The following is a 16389-nucleotide window of genomic DNA, read 5'->3' as shown; positions in this document are numbered from 1 at the left end:
CTTCGACATAGTAGAAAAAGGATTGGGAGGAAAAGTCAAAATTTCCATTGAAGTTTGAAAACCAAATACGCGCTATAACATCACCTTGAATCCAGCGGGGTTTCCGGTAAAGATTTTAGTAAGCACTCTTAAAAATACTCGGTCAGGACAGGAAGAAAAGGGCTCCGTAAGTGCCCACCGCCCACAAGCCCCGGACGTTATGCACAAGGCTAAAGGACAAACCCGGAACATAAACTGACTGAATTAACGCATAAAAATCGTATTTTAGAGAACGATAAGACAACTAGTAAGTGAAACAAAGAATTTACATAGACACATCAGTTTTCGGAGGACACTTTGACGAAGAATTCAAAGAGCATACTATTCCATTATTTGACAGAATTAAATCAGGAGAATTCATAATTCTCTACTCGACAGTTACCCAAGACGAACTTGAAAACGCACCCGAAAAGGTCAAAGAACTAATAAAAAGCCTTAGAGCCGACCTGACAGAATTTATTGAAACAACAGACGAAGCGCTTGACTTGGCTACTGAATACATTACTGAAAAAGTTGTAGGACAAACAAGTTATGCTGACTGCTTACATATAGCGTTGGCAACCATAAACCGTGCTGACTTTTTGGTGAGCTGGAACTTCAAACATATTGTAAATAAACATTGAAAAAATAAGGGGTTACAACTCTATCAACATTAAAAGCGGTTACAAACAATTAGAAATTCGTTCACCAAGAGAATTTGAAAGATATGAAGACGACTGAAAAAACATTTGACGCTGTTACATATATGCGTCAACAGAGAGACATATTAAGCAAGAAGTTATCTAAAATGACAAAACAGGAGATTTTGGAATACTTTAAAAAACGGAAAACTCAGAGCACATTAAAGCCCAGTGCATAACAGCACCTAAGAAAACATGGGGCGGATATTCCCCTCCAGATTCCGCTGACGGGGAGCGCCGCACACGCCACCAAGCGTACGGGTCTTCCCGATGAATCGGGACAGGCTGTACCTGCCCTGCATCCCGGCTCTTCGCTAAAATCATTTACAAAAGATTTCTTAACGCTCAGTCCTTCTTTGGACCCCTTCTGGTATGTCGGGACAAATGCATGCCCCAGCAGTTCAAAGTTAGCGGGTCTTCGGATGCCAGCACTACGTGCGCCCCCTTCGCACTCCCATGCTCGGGCGTCTCCCTGTTGATGGGCAACCTGAGTTTATCCCTCAAAAAGAGGTAAATCTCGTTACCCACCTTCTTGGCCTCCTTCTTTGACTTGGTGTAGATGCTGAAATCATCCGCATAACGGACGTATCTCAGGTTTCTCCTTTCCAGTTCCTTATCGAGAACATCCAGAAGGATGTTGCGTAGCAATGGGCTGAGCGGAGAGCCCTGAGGAATGCCTTTTATTCACGTGGAGTTTGTTTTTATTGGTGTTCATGAAATCCGCTTTGCTCCATTTCTACGCCTGTGCAACTTTCCGTTGATCTGGATGGGTGCACGCAGCCATTTCCGCCTTCCTGCCGCAGGCAGTGATAAGCCGGAGAGTAGTTGGGCATTTTACTCCCTGGTAGATGAATTGGAGAAGTGTGCAGTGGCCTACTTCATCGAAGAACCCGTTGAGGTCAATATCCACTATGTCCTGATAGCCATGCTTCCCGCAGGCGGGCTTCCCGATACGTTGCACTATCGGGACAGTCTCTTCGCTAAAAATGTTTCTAGATAAGCGGTTACAATCGGCCTGCCCTGTGCGACAAAGAGTCACAAATGTCATTTTCAACTTAATCGAATGATTACCATGAAAAACTTCAAACGTATCAAACAGAACATCTCAACCCAGCCATTTCTGGATCAAATAGATTCCATAGAAAATGCCTGGGCCGGATCCACTGGTCGACAAGACAAAATTATGGTTCAACGTGAGGCTCTTGCTATTCCTTTACGAGGTCTAAGAAAATCGGCTATCGGGGATAGAAAGCGTCGAGACGTACACGAAAGCCGATGGACAAGCGCTAGCAAACACTATCCATTATTTGTGGAGTTTCTAAAGGACTTTGCGAAGGAGAGAAATGAAATTCTGGGAAGGGCAAAGATCGTTTGTTTGCCCGCTGGTAAACAGGTGTACCCTCACATCGATCGAGGTGAATACTATCGGGTTCGAAATCGCTATCATTTGGTCCTACGATCAAGCCTCGGGTCATGGATGAAAACTGGGGATGAAGAGGTACGAATGCAAGAGGGTGAACTTTGGTGGTTTGATAACAATGAGATGCACGAAGCCCGCAATGATGGCGATCAGGATCGCATTCACGTGATTTTTGACATGCTTCCTGCCGAACTTGAGGATGAAGTTTTTAGGTATCCGTCCGATAAACCCCATCTTCCAGGATTGTCCATTCGTGACTAAACTTCCGCTATGAAAAGACAGAGCGAACAAGAAATGAAAAAAGGTGTATCAGGAATGGTTGGAATCGGGCAAAAGCAAGTCTGGATTTGCCGATTCAGTAGGCCTGGTTCGTACCACCTTTTAGTATTGGACCAATAAATTCAGTGCCGGGGAAGAAGTCTCGTCGTCCGGTAACGGTTTTCAATGACTGAACACTGGATCCCTCATCGGACGAGGACCCATATTGGCCCATATCCATTACCCCTCGGGCTTGAATCGGTGCGCTACAGAAAGTGATATGACCCCTTAAAAAGGAGGCAAAAAAGGTGGGTTTTTATGAAAAAGAGCAGCGTAAAACGATCATAAACCCACTTTTTCTGCCTATTTTTATTTCATGAAAAACACGTCAACCGAGTACAGATAAAGGTAGGGACAGTTCCGGTCCCGCTGGAATGGGCCAAGTGCCTATGCTCTCCATGGGCAAATGGAAATTGATAATAATTTGGTTGAAAATTCGGTGAGGTCCCTGGCCATTGGACGCAAGGCCTATTTGTTCGCTGGATCGCACAGGCCGGTCAGAAAAGACGGCTGCCATGTATTCCTTTATGGCGAGCTGCAAAAGAAATACTATCAATGAATTTGAATGGTTAAAGGATATTTTTGAGAGAATACAGTCCCACCTGGTAACTAGATACAAATAGGTGAGGTACAGAAATGCCATATCAGAAGTAATGGCACCATTGGATTTGAACCAACGGATCCCGATACGGGAGAGGAAGTAAAGGTTTGAAAACCAAAGAATTCGAGTCAAAAAAAACCATTGATAGGTGACCTATTGAACACCGTACAATTAGGAGACTCACGAATTCGCGCGACACTGGAGGTTTGGGGATTTCTCCTTCCGGAAGACTTGAAACAAGGAACGATTCATACACCAAGAAAATGGAAACGAACCAACCTATCAACATCCTGTTTCCCTTTTGGATCGACATTGATCCGATGGAAAAACTACTTTTAGTGAATTTTGAGAACGACCCGGATACTACCTATGTAGCCTTTGAACCACAGGTGTTTAACGACCCCACCAACGGCGTTGGACACCTACTAATCGGGTGGAGAACCGACAAAAAGGTGGATGTTTATCACCAGCGATCCCTCAATCCGGATCCATCCAAATACACCATAGCCGGTGCCGGACTAAACCAGATGATTCCTGTTGATATGGATCATGCATTTTTTGACGTAAACGATCGTGGTGTACAGGCCCATTACCGATTCGCCGATGTATCGGGACGAACTGTTGAGATTTCCATCAAGGAAAGAAATGCAAAAAAAAGAAAGCCATTTGGGCTACTGGCACCCATGGGTGATGCAGCCTCCAACCCAAGATCGCTGCCCCTGGTTCTGCTTCAGGACTTCTATTTCGTTAGAAAAAACCATACAGCACTTTCCGTTTCCATAAACAATCGCTCCCATACCCTGGACCGCCTTCCGGTGCCGTTGGATTGGCAACAAATGATCTTTGCCCGATACAGCCCCAAACCTCTAATTGCCACGCTCAATCCAGCATATAGTGGGATCTTGGAAGGATTTGATGCAGCGATCGGTCAAAAAACTGCTGAAAAAGGCAACCGTTTTTATGCGATAAATTGGATCGATCGCCATGCGCACATTAAATCAATAGGGATCAAGAATGCCATTCACCCGCTGACCATGAGTTTTTCTCCATCGTTCCCCTCTCTGAATAGTCTCCCGGAAAACACGCAATTGAAGGGAGGTTTTAGGATTTCAGGTCATGCATCGGTAGGTAGCATTGCCGGAGACTATCTCATTCGCTCCGAGAAGGAGACCATTGGTATTACCCTGGTTCCCAGTAAAGGCTGGAAGCCAAAAACAACCAAATTTTCCACATGGTTTTTATTCACAGTGGTCAGGGTATTTAAAAAATGGCCTAGCACCTACCGATGGGAAGCGGCATTGCAAAAGCGCCCTGACGGTTCCTGGCACATGCAGTCGAAATGGATTCGTACCGGAAAAATTTTGAAAGACTAAGACACATTCAAAAATAAAAAAGAGACCAATAGCATGGCCAAACAAATTGACAGCGAGATGTTGGACCATTTAGTAAATGAAATGTCTGACAAAAAAAGTATATTCCGTGTAGCTATGAAAGTCGACAATAGCGCGGGCAGTGTCAGCGGCAAAGCCGCGGCTGGCGAGATGCAGGTAGACAGCAAAGTAAACCAGAACAAGAAAATTCACCTGCGCCGAATCCGAACAGGGGGAAGTACGATTGGTGTTTTCGCTGCATATAACCGATACCATTCCACCGGACAAGGGAGCTATCAACGTAAGTATTTGGTTGCCCGGTAGCTCGAAACGGACCATCGTGGGCAAAAAAAGAGGAAATCTATAGGAATTTAGTATGGAAAACAGTAGATTTTGTCAATAAATGTCTTAAAATCAGGTGTGTATGGAAATAGCTGCTATTTCAGTTAATTATTTCGCAATTGCTGCCGGCGGGATCTTATCGATGATCCTCGGTGCACTATGGTACGGCCCGCTCTTTGGTAAAAAGTGGTTGCAAATCATCGGTGCCGACGCCTTGAGCCCGGATGAAAGAAAACAAATGCAACGAAATGCGGGTCCCTTATACCTGGTCCAATTCGTACTCACGCTGTTTCAAGTCCTTGTGCTAGCGCATTTGATCGCAGACACCTCCCGCGCGACCGGCATAGAAAGGGCGCTATGGATATGGGCGGCATTCGTAATTCCGACGCTGGCGGGTGCCGTCATGTGGACGAACGAAAACAACAAAATGAAATGGGCTCGCTTTCTTATCCAGGGCGGGTACCAACTGACCCTATTTTTGATCTTTGGGATGCTTCTTCAGTTTTGGAAGTAGGCCGATCCGGTTCATTTTCAGGGATTGGTCACCGGAAAGCGCAGGAAACTAAAACAGAAAATGGACATGCTGCGTGAAAAGGCAAGTAGCTCCCAAGCCTGTTGCAAGGAAAGTTGGCGAATTGCCCGCCACTCGAACATCCGGTACCGTATCGGTGCCTGCCCTTACAGCTTACCGGTATAGGCAAAGAAACCCACATGCGATGACACAAGAACTGTATCAAAAAGCAATAAAATTTGCCGCAGAAAAACACAAAAATCAAAAAGTACCCGGGACAAATGCAAACTACCTGTTGCACATTTCGAATGTAGCAATGGAGATATTGCTCGCTTTTACCGTGGAAGCTAATTTCGATTTAAACCATGCCTTGCAATTGGCGTTACTGCACGATACCCTGGAAGATACCGACACCAACATTGCGGAATTACGTGAAATTTTTGGGGAAAGGGTGGCTTTGGGTGTTCAGGCACTTACAAAAAATGAGCGCCTTGGATCGAAAATCGACCAAATGACGGACAGTTTGCATCGAATCAAGGAGCTGGAGAAAGAAGTCGGAATGGTAAAGCTAGCTGATCGCATAACCAATCTTCAAGAACCACCAAAATACTGGAAAAAAGATAAGATTAACCATTACCTGAAGGAAGCAGCCCTGATTGATGAGCTATTGGTTGACACACATGCCTACCTGAACAACCGCTTACGGACTAAAATGGCTGCGTACCAAAAATACGCTGAATAAAGACAACTACCCCACCAGCGTAGCCTCGCAAGTACCGAGTGGTTGACCCCATGCGAGGTCACAGATACATCAAGTTTGTACCGAAACCAGGCGCTTTAAGCCCCTTGGCGGTTTGGCGCCAATGAAGTTTTTTTTCGTGTTTACCTTCCGGGTTTTGGAGAATTGCCTTCTTTTTCGATTTCCTTAAACTCTTTTAACCCCAAAACCCGCCCCAAACGATACATTTCCTGCACTTTTTCTTCCGAGTTTCGATGGTAATTGGAATTGGACCAAGCCATGAACCATACCCAATAGGGCTGATCTTCGAATACTTCCGCACTGGGAAAAGCCCCCACCTCTCCCATGGCAATGGGTTTGCCCTTGCCCAGTTTCAATAGCTGGTCGTGATCCAACTTTTTGTAATTGCCCCCGTAAATATCCGTAGCCAATACATCGACGTAGTCATTGCCCGGGTAATACAGATCGTAAGCCATGTTCTCTCGGGGTAAGGTAGCATTGGCATTCCAGACCCATATCAAGTTGGTAAGTTGGTGGTAATCGGTAAGTCGATGGTACAGGTTTTTCCAGAGTTGCCGGTAGCCCTTTTCTCCGGGCTTTTGCCCCCACCAAAACCAGTCTCCGTTCATTTCATGATACGGACGCCAAAGCACCGGAATGCCGGCCAGTTCCAGTTGCTTCAAGTAGACGGCGATTTCATCTACCTGATTGGCCCAATTCTGGTAGGTGCGGGTACCCGGCCGGACAAGGTCGTTCCATTCGTCTTCGGAAAGATCGTTCTGTACACTGCCTTTCCAGGTACAGGGTTCTTCATCGGTAGGGCGACAGGCGTGCCACATCAGGGTGATGATATTGCCTGCTTCGAAGCGCTTTTTTACTTCCGCTACAAGGGCATGCCGGTGGTAGACGGCATCCTTGGCGTTGGTGGAGTCAGCAAAGCCAAAATCACTACCCCATACGACCGGGTATACGCCGGTAATTGCCTCCGTCTCTTCGCTATGCTTCGATGCATCGCCGATGTAGTTGTGCTGTCCGGAAAGCAGGTAGCTTCCAGAGTAATCGTACAGTAGTTTCAGCAGCTCTTGGGCTTCAGTCGAGGCGTTCGGATTGACCGGCACCTGGTAAACGCCTATTTTTTGCGCCAGCAAGGTGCAGGACTGCAGAAAAAGGACGCCTGTAAGCAAACACAGGAAGCGAATTGGAAGCATAGTCTTGGGAATTTTGGGGTTTATTCTTTTGACTAACCGTGGCACTTATGAGAAAGCAATAGTAGTAAAAAATATCCTGGTGTCAAACAAACCCAATCCGTGGAATACCTGGCGCTGTGTGTGTGTGTGTGTACAAAGCAATAACTTCCTCCAACCGAAACAAGCTCCCCTGAATGCGAAATTATCTGCAAACCGTCGACCACCCTGATAGCAAAAAAAGGAAAGCCAGCCGATAGCGCCCATCAAAACGGCCAAATGCACAAGGCTGTCCATCTCCTTTTTTTTTACAAAACCCTGAGCCCGGGATGGGCGAAGCCATTCCACCCAACTTCTGAAACCAAGAAACCCTGACGAAACAATAAAAAATGTGTTTCCACATTTTTTACCGAGGTGCCGAACTCTGATTTTTTTTTTGGAGGTACCAGCGATGCAATCTACCTTTGTGTAACTGACTACCGAGCGTCTAACAGCCCGCATGTAAGGCCGAACAGCGATGCTTGCTTTTCCAATACCCCCTGTAAAATGGATCAAATCAGAGCCTACTTCGATAATTTTTTACGGCTTACCGATGAGGAATGGGCAGACTTCGCTGCCTGCTTAAAAAAAGAAAGCCACGAAAAAAAGACCTTTCTCTTGCGACAAGGGGAAGTCTGTGACTACATCGCCTTTATTGGCACAGGAATCTACCGCTTTTTCTATGTTCGGGAGGGGGAAGAAAAGATCACGGCATTTTTTTCCCGGGCGACTTTGTGACCAATTACCGCAGTTTCCTCACAGGCAAGCCTTCTGATCATTTTATTGAATCCTTGAAACCGACCCTCGTCTACAAGGTAAACAAAGCAGACCTGCTTGCGCTCTACGACAAGCACAAAAACATGGAACGCCTTGGGAGATTGATCGCCGAAAACCTTTACCTGACCGTTACAAGGCGGCTTGACTCCTTTTTGCACGACAATCCGGAAAACCGGTACCAGGAACTGGTACACCGAAACTCCAAGCTATTACAAGAAGTACCGCAGTACATGCTTGCCTCCTACCTGGGGGTAAAGCCCGAAACACTCAGTCGAATCCGCACAAGAAAATAACAACGCCCCTCCACGTTATTGACTTTGGTCAATGCTTTTATTTTTCCCAGCCCCGAATTTAGTGCCATCATTTACAAACTAAATCGAGGTACAATGAAAAAAGCAATGACACTAGGGGCGTTTTTGATAGCCCTATCCTTCCAACTGCATGCCCAGGTGGATGCCGTTCCATCAAAAAAATGGGGTGTGGAAGTAAACGTACTTTGGCCAGTTTTTCCAGGAAACATGTACAAAGGACAGGTAACGTACGAAACCTGGCGAAAAAAAGACCTGGCCGGAGATGTATTCGTCGGGTATCACATCCGACCGTTTGAATTCAGGGAAAAAGAAGGAGATTTTGCGAATTATGCCCTGACCTTTGGATACAGGCAATATGTCTGGAAGGGTCTGCATCTGGAATTTTACAATGCATTTGGTCCGGGCTTTAACCGAAACAATGCCGTGAACGGAAACGATTATACCAGTTGGGATTATGAGGTTGGACTGTTGACGGGGTATCGATGGGACTTGATGAAACCGGAAAAACGAGCAAACGCTAGATTCCATCCATACCTGAGCGTCCAGCATGGTTTTTACTACGTCGCAGCAAAGAGTAACCCGCACCCGATAGCTGACGCCAACGGGGAACGGGCGGTCTACGTAGGAATTCTAAACTTTGGCCTTCGTTTTTAAATCCGCAAATGGACACCATGTGCCGTACCAATACGAGCCACAAGAATGCGTTTAGGGAAAAGGACGCTTACGCTGAAAAAAGCCGCTGTGGAATGCAATCGGGGTTTTCCTTGCTCGTGGCCGGCCTGTATCGGCGGACGCGTCAAGGCTGCCCGGTACCATTGCTACAGGGATTTCCCAGGCGGTACCGATTTTGCTCCTCATGCCGGCGATTGATTGCTCGGGGATTAAAAATTAATCGGACGAAAGCTTCCGTATCAAATTTTTGAATAAATTTGATACGGAAGCTGCCTGGTTTTCTGGCAAAAAAACCGACCCCTAAGAGAAAGTGGGGTCAAACCAGCACCTGGCAAACCACTAACCACCAAACCCTTCCCACGCATGCGCAAACTTGCCCTGTTGCCCGGCAAATTCAGCAATACCGGACACATTCTCGCCTCCGTCGGTGCCGCCGTGGGCATCGCCAACCTGGTACTCTTCCCGGCACGGGTATTCCACTACGGAGGGCTGGCCTTTATTTTGGTATTTGTTCTGTTTACGTTTATTCTAGGCGTACCCCTCATGATTGGCGAAACCGCGCTAGGCAAACACAGCCAACGCGATGCCGTAGCGGCATATGGTGGCATCGGGGGGAGAAAGTGGGGTTTTGCCGGCCTGTTTGGCCTGATTACTTGCTGCTTTATCTTGTCCTTTTACATCGTGGTGGCGGGATGGTCCCTGTACTACCTGTACCTGTACCTCTTTCAGTACCAGGAAATCACCGCTGCGGTGGCGGCAGCCCTCGCAACAGATGCTCCCTCCGTAGCGGGAGTAGGTGGCCTATTCGGGAAGTTTGTGAGTTCGCACTACGAAGTACTGCTCTTTTCGGGAATCTTCATGGGGGCGACCGTGGCGATTGTCGCCAACACTATCAAACAGGGAATCGAATGGGTCAGTACCCGCTTCATCCCACTCCTGGTGCTGATGATGCTGGGCTTGATCCTCTCCGTGCCCTTTGTCGCCGGAGAGCGGGTGAATTACGCCAATTTTTACTTCGACTTCCCGGCCCTATTTGCCATGGATAGCAGCGGTAGGATTGGCATCATCGAGGCACTGGGACAGTCCTTTTTTAGCCTGTCTCTGGGTGCCTGTTCCATGGTCACGTATGGGACCCATATCGACAAAAACACCCATGTGGTTTCCAATGCCCATTACATCGTACACAGCGATACCCTCGTGGCGCTTTTGGCTGGGCTGTTGATTATTCCGCTTTTTGCTGCCTCCGGGCAGGTTGGCCTCAACCCCAGCCTGGTATTTATCAACCTGGTCGATACCTTTTATAGCTTTGGCGAACCTTGGGGAAGGCTTATCGGAATTGGTTTCTTCGCCTTGTTTAACCTGGCCATCGTTACTTCCACCATTTCCATGCTGGAACCGGCGGTAAATTACTTTTCCAAGGGAAACGACGGCCGGCGGAAAACCTACTCCCTGCTAATCGGAACAGGTATCTTCCTTTTCAGTGTACCAGCCATCCTATCCTTTAACCCGGAATCCCCTGCCTTTTTCACCGATTTTCTGGGGTACGGTGACAAAGAAAACGGTACCATTACCATGGGCTATTTTAACTTTATCCTGGATTTCTTCGGCACTTTCTGCCTGCTAGCCGGAGCCTTTCTTTTGTCCGCTTTTATTCGGGGTACCTGGACCCTGGAAAAACTGTTCGAGGAGATCACCGTCAGCGGATATTCCCCCGGCAGGTCAATTAAAACACTACTAAAGGTGACGTTTTTGTGGATGATTCCCCTATTGATGCTGCTACTCCTTGGAGCGGAATCCCTGAAGGTCTTGTTTAAATTGGGGCTAATCGACTGACGATTTATTACTTCCTTTTTGCCAAAGCAAGGAGAATGGGTTCGTTTCGCTTGCCTGCAAAGTGAAAACAACCCAGAATGCTGGTCTTTACCTGTTAGTAGGGTGAAAAAAAACGCCGACTCGCTTCTTTTGTATCCGATACGGCCCGCTTAAAAGGAAGGATTATTTAAGTGGCCAAGGTGCTCCGGGCGGGTTTCTGGCTGAAAGCCCTACCCTTAGCCACTTTTCTGCACCAAAACAGAAAAGAAAAAACACCCGGATGCAAAAGTAACGAACAAAAGCCTCCCATTCTTTGTGTACCCTTGAAAAATCTTCAACCGCACCATCTGCAATTTAAAGGATCATTTTTTTGGACGAAGCGAGCCGCTACGGGAGTTGAACCATGGCGCCAGTACCCTAACGAACGTCGAGGCGTCGTCCAAAACCAGCATACCCTATCAAATACATTATGTATAGCTTCTTTATAAAAATTATTTTATTATTTTAGCCCTCTCAATGAAAGCTTTTTTATCAAAGGATTATTTAACGGAATCAATGCCGGAATATAGTTTAATTTATTGTTTGAAAAACCAAAATGGATGGCGCCACCAACTAATCTGATTCCGGATTACCTTATCAACTCGGGCCTGTTCTCAGTGGTTGTAACCGATCTGGAAGGGAATTACACCTTTGTGAATCAACTCTTTTGTGAGCGGTTTTCTTTTATCGACGGGGATTTTATTGGAAAACCTTTCTCGGCAACAGTTCACGAAGCGGATGTTTCGAAGGCCAATGAGGCCGCAAAGTATTGCCTTGCCAATCCCGGGCAGGAAGTAGCGGTTCAACTTCGGAAACCCCAAAAACAGGGAGACGATTTTATTTGGACAAATTGGGGGTTTTCATTGGTATCAGGGGAGGGAGGGGAACCCCAGGGCATTTTGTGCATTGGGTACGACCTGACCGAGGTCAAAAAATCTGCCAAAGAACGGGTGCAGGCAGACCTCCGGTTTTATGAGGTTTTTAATAGCAGCACGGATGCTTACATCCTGGTCGATGCTTCCTTTCGGGTGGTATTGTTTAACGAAGCTTCGCGTACCACCTACGGTCGATTGTTCCGGTCTCCCATCTGCGTGGGCGCCGATATAAGCGATTTACTAGCCATCAAAACCCTGGATGGGAATAACTGGATCGGGGAAATTCTCGGAAAAAGCCAAACCTCATCCAAAGAAGTTGCCATTGATGGCCTGTGGTACCAGTTCGATTTTTGCCCGGTGGATGGTGAGCAAATGGATACGGTCATACATATTCGGGACATTCACACAAGGAAAGAGTCTGAAGTGTACCGGAAAGGTTTACTAGCGAGCATACCCGATCTGCTCTTCGTTCTGGATAAAGACGGAGTAATTCTGGATTACAAAGCTGATGCGAAGGATCTGTACACAAGCCCCGCTCGTTTTCTAAACAAGCATTATTCCACATCACTCCCGCCCGATGTATCGCAAAAATTAGCAGCTGCTTTGGATCAGCTTCGTCACGAGGGAGAAGTGTCGGAAGTTCTGTATTCCCTGGAAATTGAGGGGATACAAAAACATTACCAGGGACGCCTAAATAACCTGGGAGACGACCGGTACATTGTTTTGGTGAGAAACGTAACCGGACGGGTCGACGCTGAACGGAAAATCGTGGAGCAAGATAAATTACTGCGGGCGATTTACGAAAGTACCAGCGAAGGGATCAGCTACGTAGATAAGGGATTTGCATTCCGATTTATTAACCAGGCCGGTAAGGATCAATATACGCAGATTTTCGGTAGCGAGCCTAGGATTGGGGCATCTTCGATGGATTATCCCTATTTGACAGATGGGCAAAGCTACGCCCGGCAGCTTCAGCAAGCCATGGATGGAAACACCAATGTATTGGAGGGATGGACGGCAGGTAGATTTTGGCAGCTGACAATGAATCCCGTCCGGAACCAACAACGGGAGGTAATTGGCGCTTCGCTCGTCTCAAAAGATCTAACAGAAACCAGGCAGGGACAAATAAAGCTGCAGGAAAGTGAGCGAAAATACCGGCTAATGGTCGATTTGCTATCGGAAGGCATTGTGTTGCACGGCATGAATGGAACAAACCCTGTGATCGATTGTAACGAAGCGGCGGCGCGGATTTTGGGACTTACCAAGTCACAGCTTCTGGGTAAAGATTCCTTTGACAAATCCTGGAATGCCTGTGACGAAAAGGGCAATCCCATCTCGCCCGAACAGCATCCCGCGGTAGTCACACTACGCAGCGGGGAACCTGTCCGAAACTACATCATGGGCGTCCAAAAAAAAGCAGCCGATTTTGCATGGATTCTTGTGAATAGTGAACCCGTTTTCGATACCGAATCCGGACAGTTAAAAAACGTGTTGGTCGCTTTTTCAGACATCACTGAGATAAGAAATTCACAATTGATGATCGAAAGCAACGAACATCGCCTTCAAAAAATAATCGAATCGATCCCGCACCCCTTGCTTATCGTAAACGATCAAGACTTAATAGAATTCGTAAACGAAGATTTCACAACAGTCTTTGGCTACGATTCCTCCGAAATCACCGGCAAAGGTATTGAGTTATTGATCCCGGATCGATTCCAAACCGACCACCGGAAACTCGTCCAAAAATACCGTCAGAGGGTAGGCAAGCTTTCTCAAATGGGACGGTACATCCCGGCCCGAACCAAATCCGGAAAAGAGTTGTATTTCAACGGCAGCCTGAATTCGTTTCGAGATGGGGAAAGAAACCTTACGATCGTTATCCTTCAAAACGTGACGGAGTTCAAAAAAAACCAAGAGACAATTTTGGAACAAAATAAAAACCTTAAATCCATTGCGTGGATTCAATCGCACGAACTCCGAAGGCCTTTGGCAAATATTTTGGGATTTTGTTCCCTTTTAGACGCAACGATTACCCTGGAAAGATCGGAAATTAAAGAAATTGCGAAAGCCGTAAGTAAGTCTGCAAAAGAAATGGATCAATTGATTCACGAAATTGTCAAGAAAACGGAACAGATCAAGTAACCCCTTATCGCCGTCAGCTCCCAGTTGCTCGGAAAAGAAACCGTACCACAACCCGGCGATGGGCATTTTGCGGTTTTTTTTATCAATTACAACCGATGACTTTTCCGCACAGCTGGATGGCCTTCTTTCCATCACCGCGCGGAAAACAGGTATAGGTGATTTTTTGTTCTCTAGTGAAAATAACCGAAGCGAACTCGGTAAATTGAAAGCTTTTCCCAACAAACGATGCAATCGATAGACAGCCTAATAGATAAACTCGACTTGAGACCACACCCGGAGGGTGGATATTTTCGGGAAACCTACCGAAGTACCGGAGAAATCCCCGAAGCCGCACTGGGTTCTGCCTACATTGGCAAGCGAAACCATGCCACCTGTATCTATTTTCTACTTACTTCCGCGGACTTTTCGGCGTTCCATCGGATTACGCAGGATGAAATCTGGCATTTTTACGAAGGTTCTCCCCTACGCCTCCACTTGTTATCCGAGACGGGAGAGCATTCGATTCACCGGATTGGACGCGACCTGGAAAAAGACGAGGTTCCTCAGTTTGTTGTTCCGGGAGGCCATTGGTTTGCCGCAGAAGTGATCCAGCCGCACAGCTATTCCCTGGTTGGCTGCACGGTAGCACCCGGATTTAGTTTTGCTGACTTTGAACTTGCTTCCGAAAATGCACTCAAAGCTCGTTTTCCGGACAAAGCGGAACTTATCCAGAAACTGACCCGCCAATGAGGGATAAAATTCCCTGCATGCGGTGATTGGATCTCTTTGGACCGAAACGGGCCCAGAAACCCGGCACCATCTCATCGGTTCTGCAAAAAGAGCCCGAAGCGGGCACTATTGACCCGGGAAGTGGATGCGAATACAATTTATTTTTCCTAGCTTATCGGGTCAAATAAACAGAACAAAAACCCCATCCCCCGGATACCGGGCGCAGCGCATGAATACGAAGGTACTTCCACTACTCGCATTGATAATCCCGATGACATGGGTCGGATGTATTGAAAAAAAAATCGTTACTGCTGATAGCAACCAAGGGCTGGAACAGTGGTTAGCAAAGCCAATTTCCGAACGGGAACCACTGGAAAACATGGATTTCGCAGCGGCACCTCTATCGAAAGAGCAGGCAGAACGTTTTACCGATAGGCTCTTTCGCGACCATCAGCAACAGGTACTTCGTACCTATCAGCAGCAATGGGATTCCCGGGAATTGCAGCTTGACGGGTTGAACATGCCGTTTTATTACCAGGTAGTTGGGGATGCCCCTGCCGATGGCAGGAGCCTATACCTATCCCTGCACGGAGGAGGCAATACGCGCCCCGAAGCAAACGACCGGCAATACGACAACCAAAAGCACTTGTACGATCAAACCCTACAAGGAATGGAGGGGGTTTATCTGGCCCCACGTGCCCCTACCAATACCTGGAACCTCTGGCACGAAGCACACATCGACGATTTCTTTACCACGCTGATTCAACTGGCGGTGGCACTGGAAAACGTAAACCCCAATAAGGTATACCTGCTGGGCTATTCGGCCGGCGGCGATGGCGTGTATCAGTTGGCCCCACGCATGGCCGACCGCTGGGCCGCCGCCGCCATGATGGCCGGGCATCCCAATGAAACCTCCCCCCTGGGGTTAAAAAACGTCCCTTTTGCGCTACACATGGGGGCCTTGGATGCCGCCTACGACCGAAATAGCAAAGCGCGGGAGTGGAAGCTGCTGCTGGATAGCCTGGAAAACCAGGCACCCGGAACCTACCGACACCAGGTGGTCCTGCACGAGGGATTGGGCCACTGGATGAAATTGCAGGATGCGGTAGCCTTGCCCTGGATGGCAACTCACCGACGCAATCCCATTCCGGAAAAAATCGTTTGGAAACAGGACGACCGGCATCACCGCTATTTTTATTGGTTGGGCGTGCCGGAGGAACAGATTGAAACCGCCGGGGAAATCCACGTGGAATACAATCACAAAAATAACGAAATTAATATTTTGTCGAATTACAGCAGCAAACTGGAACTCTTATTAAATGACCGGATGCTGGATTTGGATGCCCCAATTACCGTCAAGTACCAAGGCAAAACCCTGGCTGAAAAAAGGGTTAAACGCACCCTACTTCCCATCTACCAAAACCTTTCGCACCGGGGAGATCCTTACCTGGCCTTTCCCTGCGTACTGACCGTGATCGATAATGAACGGGTGATGGAATAAGGAAAAATGAGGAATGCAAATGCCGGCAACGGTGCTATCCTACCGTACAAACGCAGGAAATGCAAGGCAGAAGCTTATGCCCAGCACCAGGAGCCTCGCGTAATAGCAGTGGAACAGACTCTTACGAAGGGGCGGAAGCGCCCAATGGCCTATCCAGCGATCATTTACACAACCCATATCCTCGATCCATTGTGCCCGCTAATGGCTAGATCATATTCCTCAAAACAGCAATGTAGTTGCTATGAATCGGGCTTTATTGGACTTTGAACGGGCAACCCTTTTTATATTTTTCATCTCACTTTAAATAAA

General features: G+C 47.3%; 18 protein-coding genes. 16 read left to right on the top strand and 2 right to left on the bottom strand.

Features of this window, described 5'->3' with window-relative positions; translation table 11 throughout:
- Positions 1 to 290 precede the first annotated feature (290 nt).
- Complete coding sequence (locus GCU44_RS22405; RefSeq protein WP_206670873.1) at positions 291 to 662, top strand: PIN domain-containing protein; 372 nt, start codon at positions 291 to 293, stop codon at positions 660 to 662.
- A 402-nt stretch (positions 663 to 1064) separates the two neighbouring features.
- Here GCU44_RS22405 and GCU44_RS23355 read toward each other — a convergent pair whose 3' ends face one another.
- On the bottom strand, positions 1065 to 1367 hold the full coding sequence (locus GCU44_RS23355; RefSeq protein ID WP_241685074.1) for a reverse transcriptase domain-containing protein: 303 nt from the start codon (positions 1365 to 1367) through the stop codon (positions 1065 to 1067).
- Between the two features lie 25 nt (positions 1368 to 1392).
- On the opposite strand from GCU44_RS23355, the gene GCU44_RS23350 reads away from it, so the two are divergent.
- From GCU44_RS23350 to GCU44_RS22365, 8 genes are all read left to right on the top strand, one after another.
- A complete protein-coding gene (locus tag GCU44_RS23350) occupies positions 1393 to 1719 on the top strand; it encodes a hypothetical protein (RefSeq protein ID WP_241685073.1) in 327 nt (108 codons plus the stop codon).
- Between the two features lie 72 nt (positions 1720 to 1791).
- Positions 1792 to 2400 carry an aspartyl/asparaginyl beta-hydroxylase domain-containing protein gene (locus GCU44_RS22395; protein WP_161994007.1) on the top strand — a complete coding sequence of 203 codons (609 nt, stop codon included), beginning with the start codon at positions 1792 to 1794 and terminating at the stop codon, positions 2398 to 2400.
- 463 nt (positions 2401 to 2863) lie between these two features.
- A complete protein-coding gene (locus GCU44_RS23345) occupies positions 2864 to 3016 on the top strand; it encodes an IS66 family transposase (RefSeq protein ID WP_241685072.1) in 153 nt (50 codons plus the stop codon).
- On the top strand, positions 2973 to 3080 hold the full coding sequence (locus tag GCU44_RS23340) for a transposase domain-containing protein (RefSeq protein ID WP_154859628.1): 108 nt from the start codon (positions 2973 to 2975) through the stop codon (positions 3078 to 3080). The genes GCU44_RS23345 and GCU44_RS23340 overlap by 44 nt, the downstream gene beginning before the upstream one ends.
- Positions 3081 to 3321: 241 nt before the next feature.
- Entirely contained in the window at positions 3322 to 4431 is a 1110-nt protein-coding gene (locus tag GCU44_RS22380; protein WP_154859627.1) for a hypothetical protein, read from the top strand.
- A gap of 33 nt (positions 4432 to 4464) precedes the next feature.
- A complete protein-coding gene (locus GCU44_RS22375; protein WP_154859626.1) occupies positions 4465 to 4752 on the top strand; it encodes a hypothetical protein in 288 nt (95 codons plus the stop codon).
- A 100-nt stretch (positions 4753 to 4852) separates the two neighbouring features.
- Complete coding sequence (locus GCU44_RS22370; RefSeq protein WP_154859625.1) at positions 4853 to 5284, top strand: DUF1761 domain-containing protein; 432 nt, start codon at positions 4853 to 4855, stop codon at positions 5282 to 5284.
- A 202-nt stretch (positions 5285 to 5486) separates the two neighbouring features.
- A complete protein-coding gene (locus tag GCU44_RS22365; RefSeq protein WP_154859624.1) occupies positions 5487 to 6023 on the top strand; it encodes an HD domain-containing protein in 537 nt (178 codons plus the stop codon).
- Between the two features lie 140 nt (positions 6024 to 6163).
- Here the strand turns inward: GCU44_RS22365 and GCU44_RS22360 are convergent, their stop codons facing one another.
- Complete coding sequence (locus tag GCU44_RS22360) at positions 6164 to 7228, bottom strand: glycosyl hydrolase (RefSeq protein ID WP_154859623.1); 1065 nt, start codon at positions 7226 to 7228, stop codon at positions 6164 to 6166.
- Between the two features lie 522 nt (positions 7229 to 7750).
- On the opposite strand from GCU44_RS22360, the gene GCU44_RS22355 reads away from it, so the two are divergent.
- The 7 genes from GCU44_RS22355 (at position 7751) to GCU44_RS22325 (ending at position 16080) form a co-directional block, all read left to right on the top strand.
- Positions 7751 to 7981, top strand: a complete 231-nt coding sequence (locus GCU44_RS22355; protein ID WP_154859622.1) for a cyclic nucleotide-binding domain-containing protein — start codon at positions 7751 to 7753, stop codon at positions 7979 to 7981.
- 53 nt (positions 7982 to 8034) lie between these two features.
- On the top strand, positions 8035 to 8313 hold the full coding sequence (locus GCU44_RS22350) for a Crp/Fnr family transcriptional regulator (RefSeq protein ID WP_154859621.1): 279 nt from the start codon (positions 8035 to 8037) through the stop codon (positions 8311 to 8313).
- Positions 8314 to 8406: 93 nt separating this feature from the next.
- Positions 8407 to 8985 (top strand): hypothetical protein, encoded by a 579-nt coding sequence (locus tag GCU44_RS22345; RefSeq protein ID WP_154859620.1) that lies wholly within the window; start codon positions 8407 to 8409, stop codon positions 8983 to 8985.
- A gap of 381 nt (positions 8986 to 9366) precedes the next feature.
- The gene (locus GCU44_RS22340; RefSeq protein WP_154859619.1) at positions 9367 to 10836 is read left to right on the top strand and encodes a sodium-dependent transporter; all 1470 of its coding nucleotides are present in this window, start codon (positions 9367 to 9369) and stop codon (positions 10834 to 10836) included.
- Between the two features lie 578 nt (positions 10837 to 11414).
- Positions 11415 to 13871 carry a PAS domain S-box protein gene (locus GCU44_RS22335; protein ID WP_154859618.1) on the top strand — a complete coding sequence of 819 codons (2457 nt, stop codon included), beginning with the start codon at positions 11415 to 11417 and terminating at the stop codon, positions 13869 to 13871.
- Between the two features lie 225 nt (positions 13872 to 14096).
- Entirely contained in the window at positions 14097 to 14600 is a 504-nt protein-coding gene (locus tag GCU44_RS22330; RefSeq protein ID WP_154859617.1) for a cupin domain-containing protein, read from the top strand.
- 208 nt (positions 14601 to 14808) lie between these two features.
- On the top strand, positions 14809 to 16080 hold the full coding sequence (locus tag GCU44_RS22325; RefSeq protein WP_154859616.1) for an alpha/beta hydrolase: 1272 nt from the start codon (positions 14809 to 14811) through the stop codon (positions 16078 to 16080).
- Positions 16081 to 16389 lie beyond the last annotated feature (309 nt).

This window comes from Cyclobacterium xiamenense, assembly GCF_009467825.1.
In the GTDB taxonomy this organism is placed as follows: domain Bacteria; phylum Bacteroidota; class Bacteroidia; order Cytophagales; family Cyclobacteriaceae; genus Cyclobacterium; species Cyclobacterium xiamenense.
The sequence above is the reverse complement of the archived record's forward strand: the minus strand, read 5'-3'. Positions and strand labels throughout refer to the sequence as shown.

Bases quoted from the DNA above. Each gene is read 5' to 3' on its own strand.
- GCU44_RS23350 (WP_241685073.1), top strand. From the start codon at position 1,393: ATGCCTTTTATTCACGTGGAGTTTGTTTTTATTGGTGTTCATGAAATC.
- GCU44_RS22395 (WP_161994007.1), top strand. From the start codon at position 1,792: ATGAAAAACTTCAAACGTATCAAACAGAACATCTCAACCCAGCCATTT.
- GCU44_RS23345 (WP_241685072.1), top strand. From the start codon at position 2,864: ATGGAAATTGATAATAATTTGGTTGAAAATTCGGTGAGGTCCCTGGCC.
- GCU44_RS23340 (WP_154859628.1), top strand. From the start codon at position 2,973: ATGTATTCCTTTATGGCGAGCTGCAAAAGAAATACTATCAATGAATTT.
- GCU44_RS22380 (WP_154859627.1), top strand. From the start codon at position 3,322: ATGGAAACGAACCAACCTATCAACATCCTGTTTCCCTTTTGGATCGAC.
- GCU44_RS22375 (WP_154859626.1), top strand. From the start codon at position 4,465: ATGGCCAAACAAATTGACAGCGAGATGTTGGACCATTTAGTAAATGAA.
- GCU44_RS22370 (WP_154859625.1), top strand. From the start codon at position 4,853: ATGGAAATAGCTGCTATTTCAGTTAATTATTTCGCAATTGCTGCCGGC.
- GCU44_RS22365 (WP_154859624.1), top strand. From the start codon at position 5,487: ATGACACAAGAACTGTATCAAAAAGCAATAAAATTTGCCGCAGAAAAA.
- GCU44_RS22360 (WP_154859623.1), bottom strand. From the start codon at position 7,228: ATGCTTCCAATTCGCTTCCTGTGTTTGCTTACAGGCGTCCTTTTTCTG.
- GCU44_RS22355 (WP_154859622.1), top strand. From the start codon at position 7,751: ATGGATCAAATCAGAGCCTACTTCGATAATTTTTTACGGCTTACCGAT.
- GCU44_RS22345 (WP_154859620.1), top strand. From the start codon at position 8,407: ATGAAAAAAGCAATGACACTAGGGGCGTTTTTGATAGCCCTATCCTTC.
- GCU44_RS22340 (WP_154859619.1), top strand. From the start codon at position 9,367: ATGCGCAAACTTGCCCTGTTGCCCGGCAAATTCAGCAATACCGGACAC.
- GCU44_RS22335 (WP_154859618.1), top strand. From the start codon at position 11,415: ATGGCGCCACCAACTAATCTGATTCCGGATTACCTTATCAACTCGGGC.
- GCU44_RS22330 (WP_154859617.1), top strand. From the start codon at position 14,097: ATGCAATCGATAGACAGCCTAATAGATAAACTCGACTTGAGACCACAC.
- GCU44_RS22325 (WP_154859616.1), top strand. From the start codon at position 14,809: ATGAATACGAAGGTACTTCCACTACTCGCATTGATAATCCCGATGACA.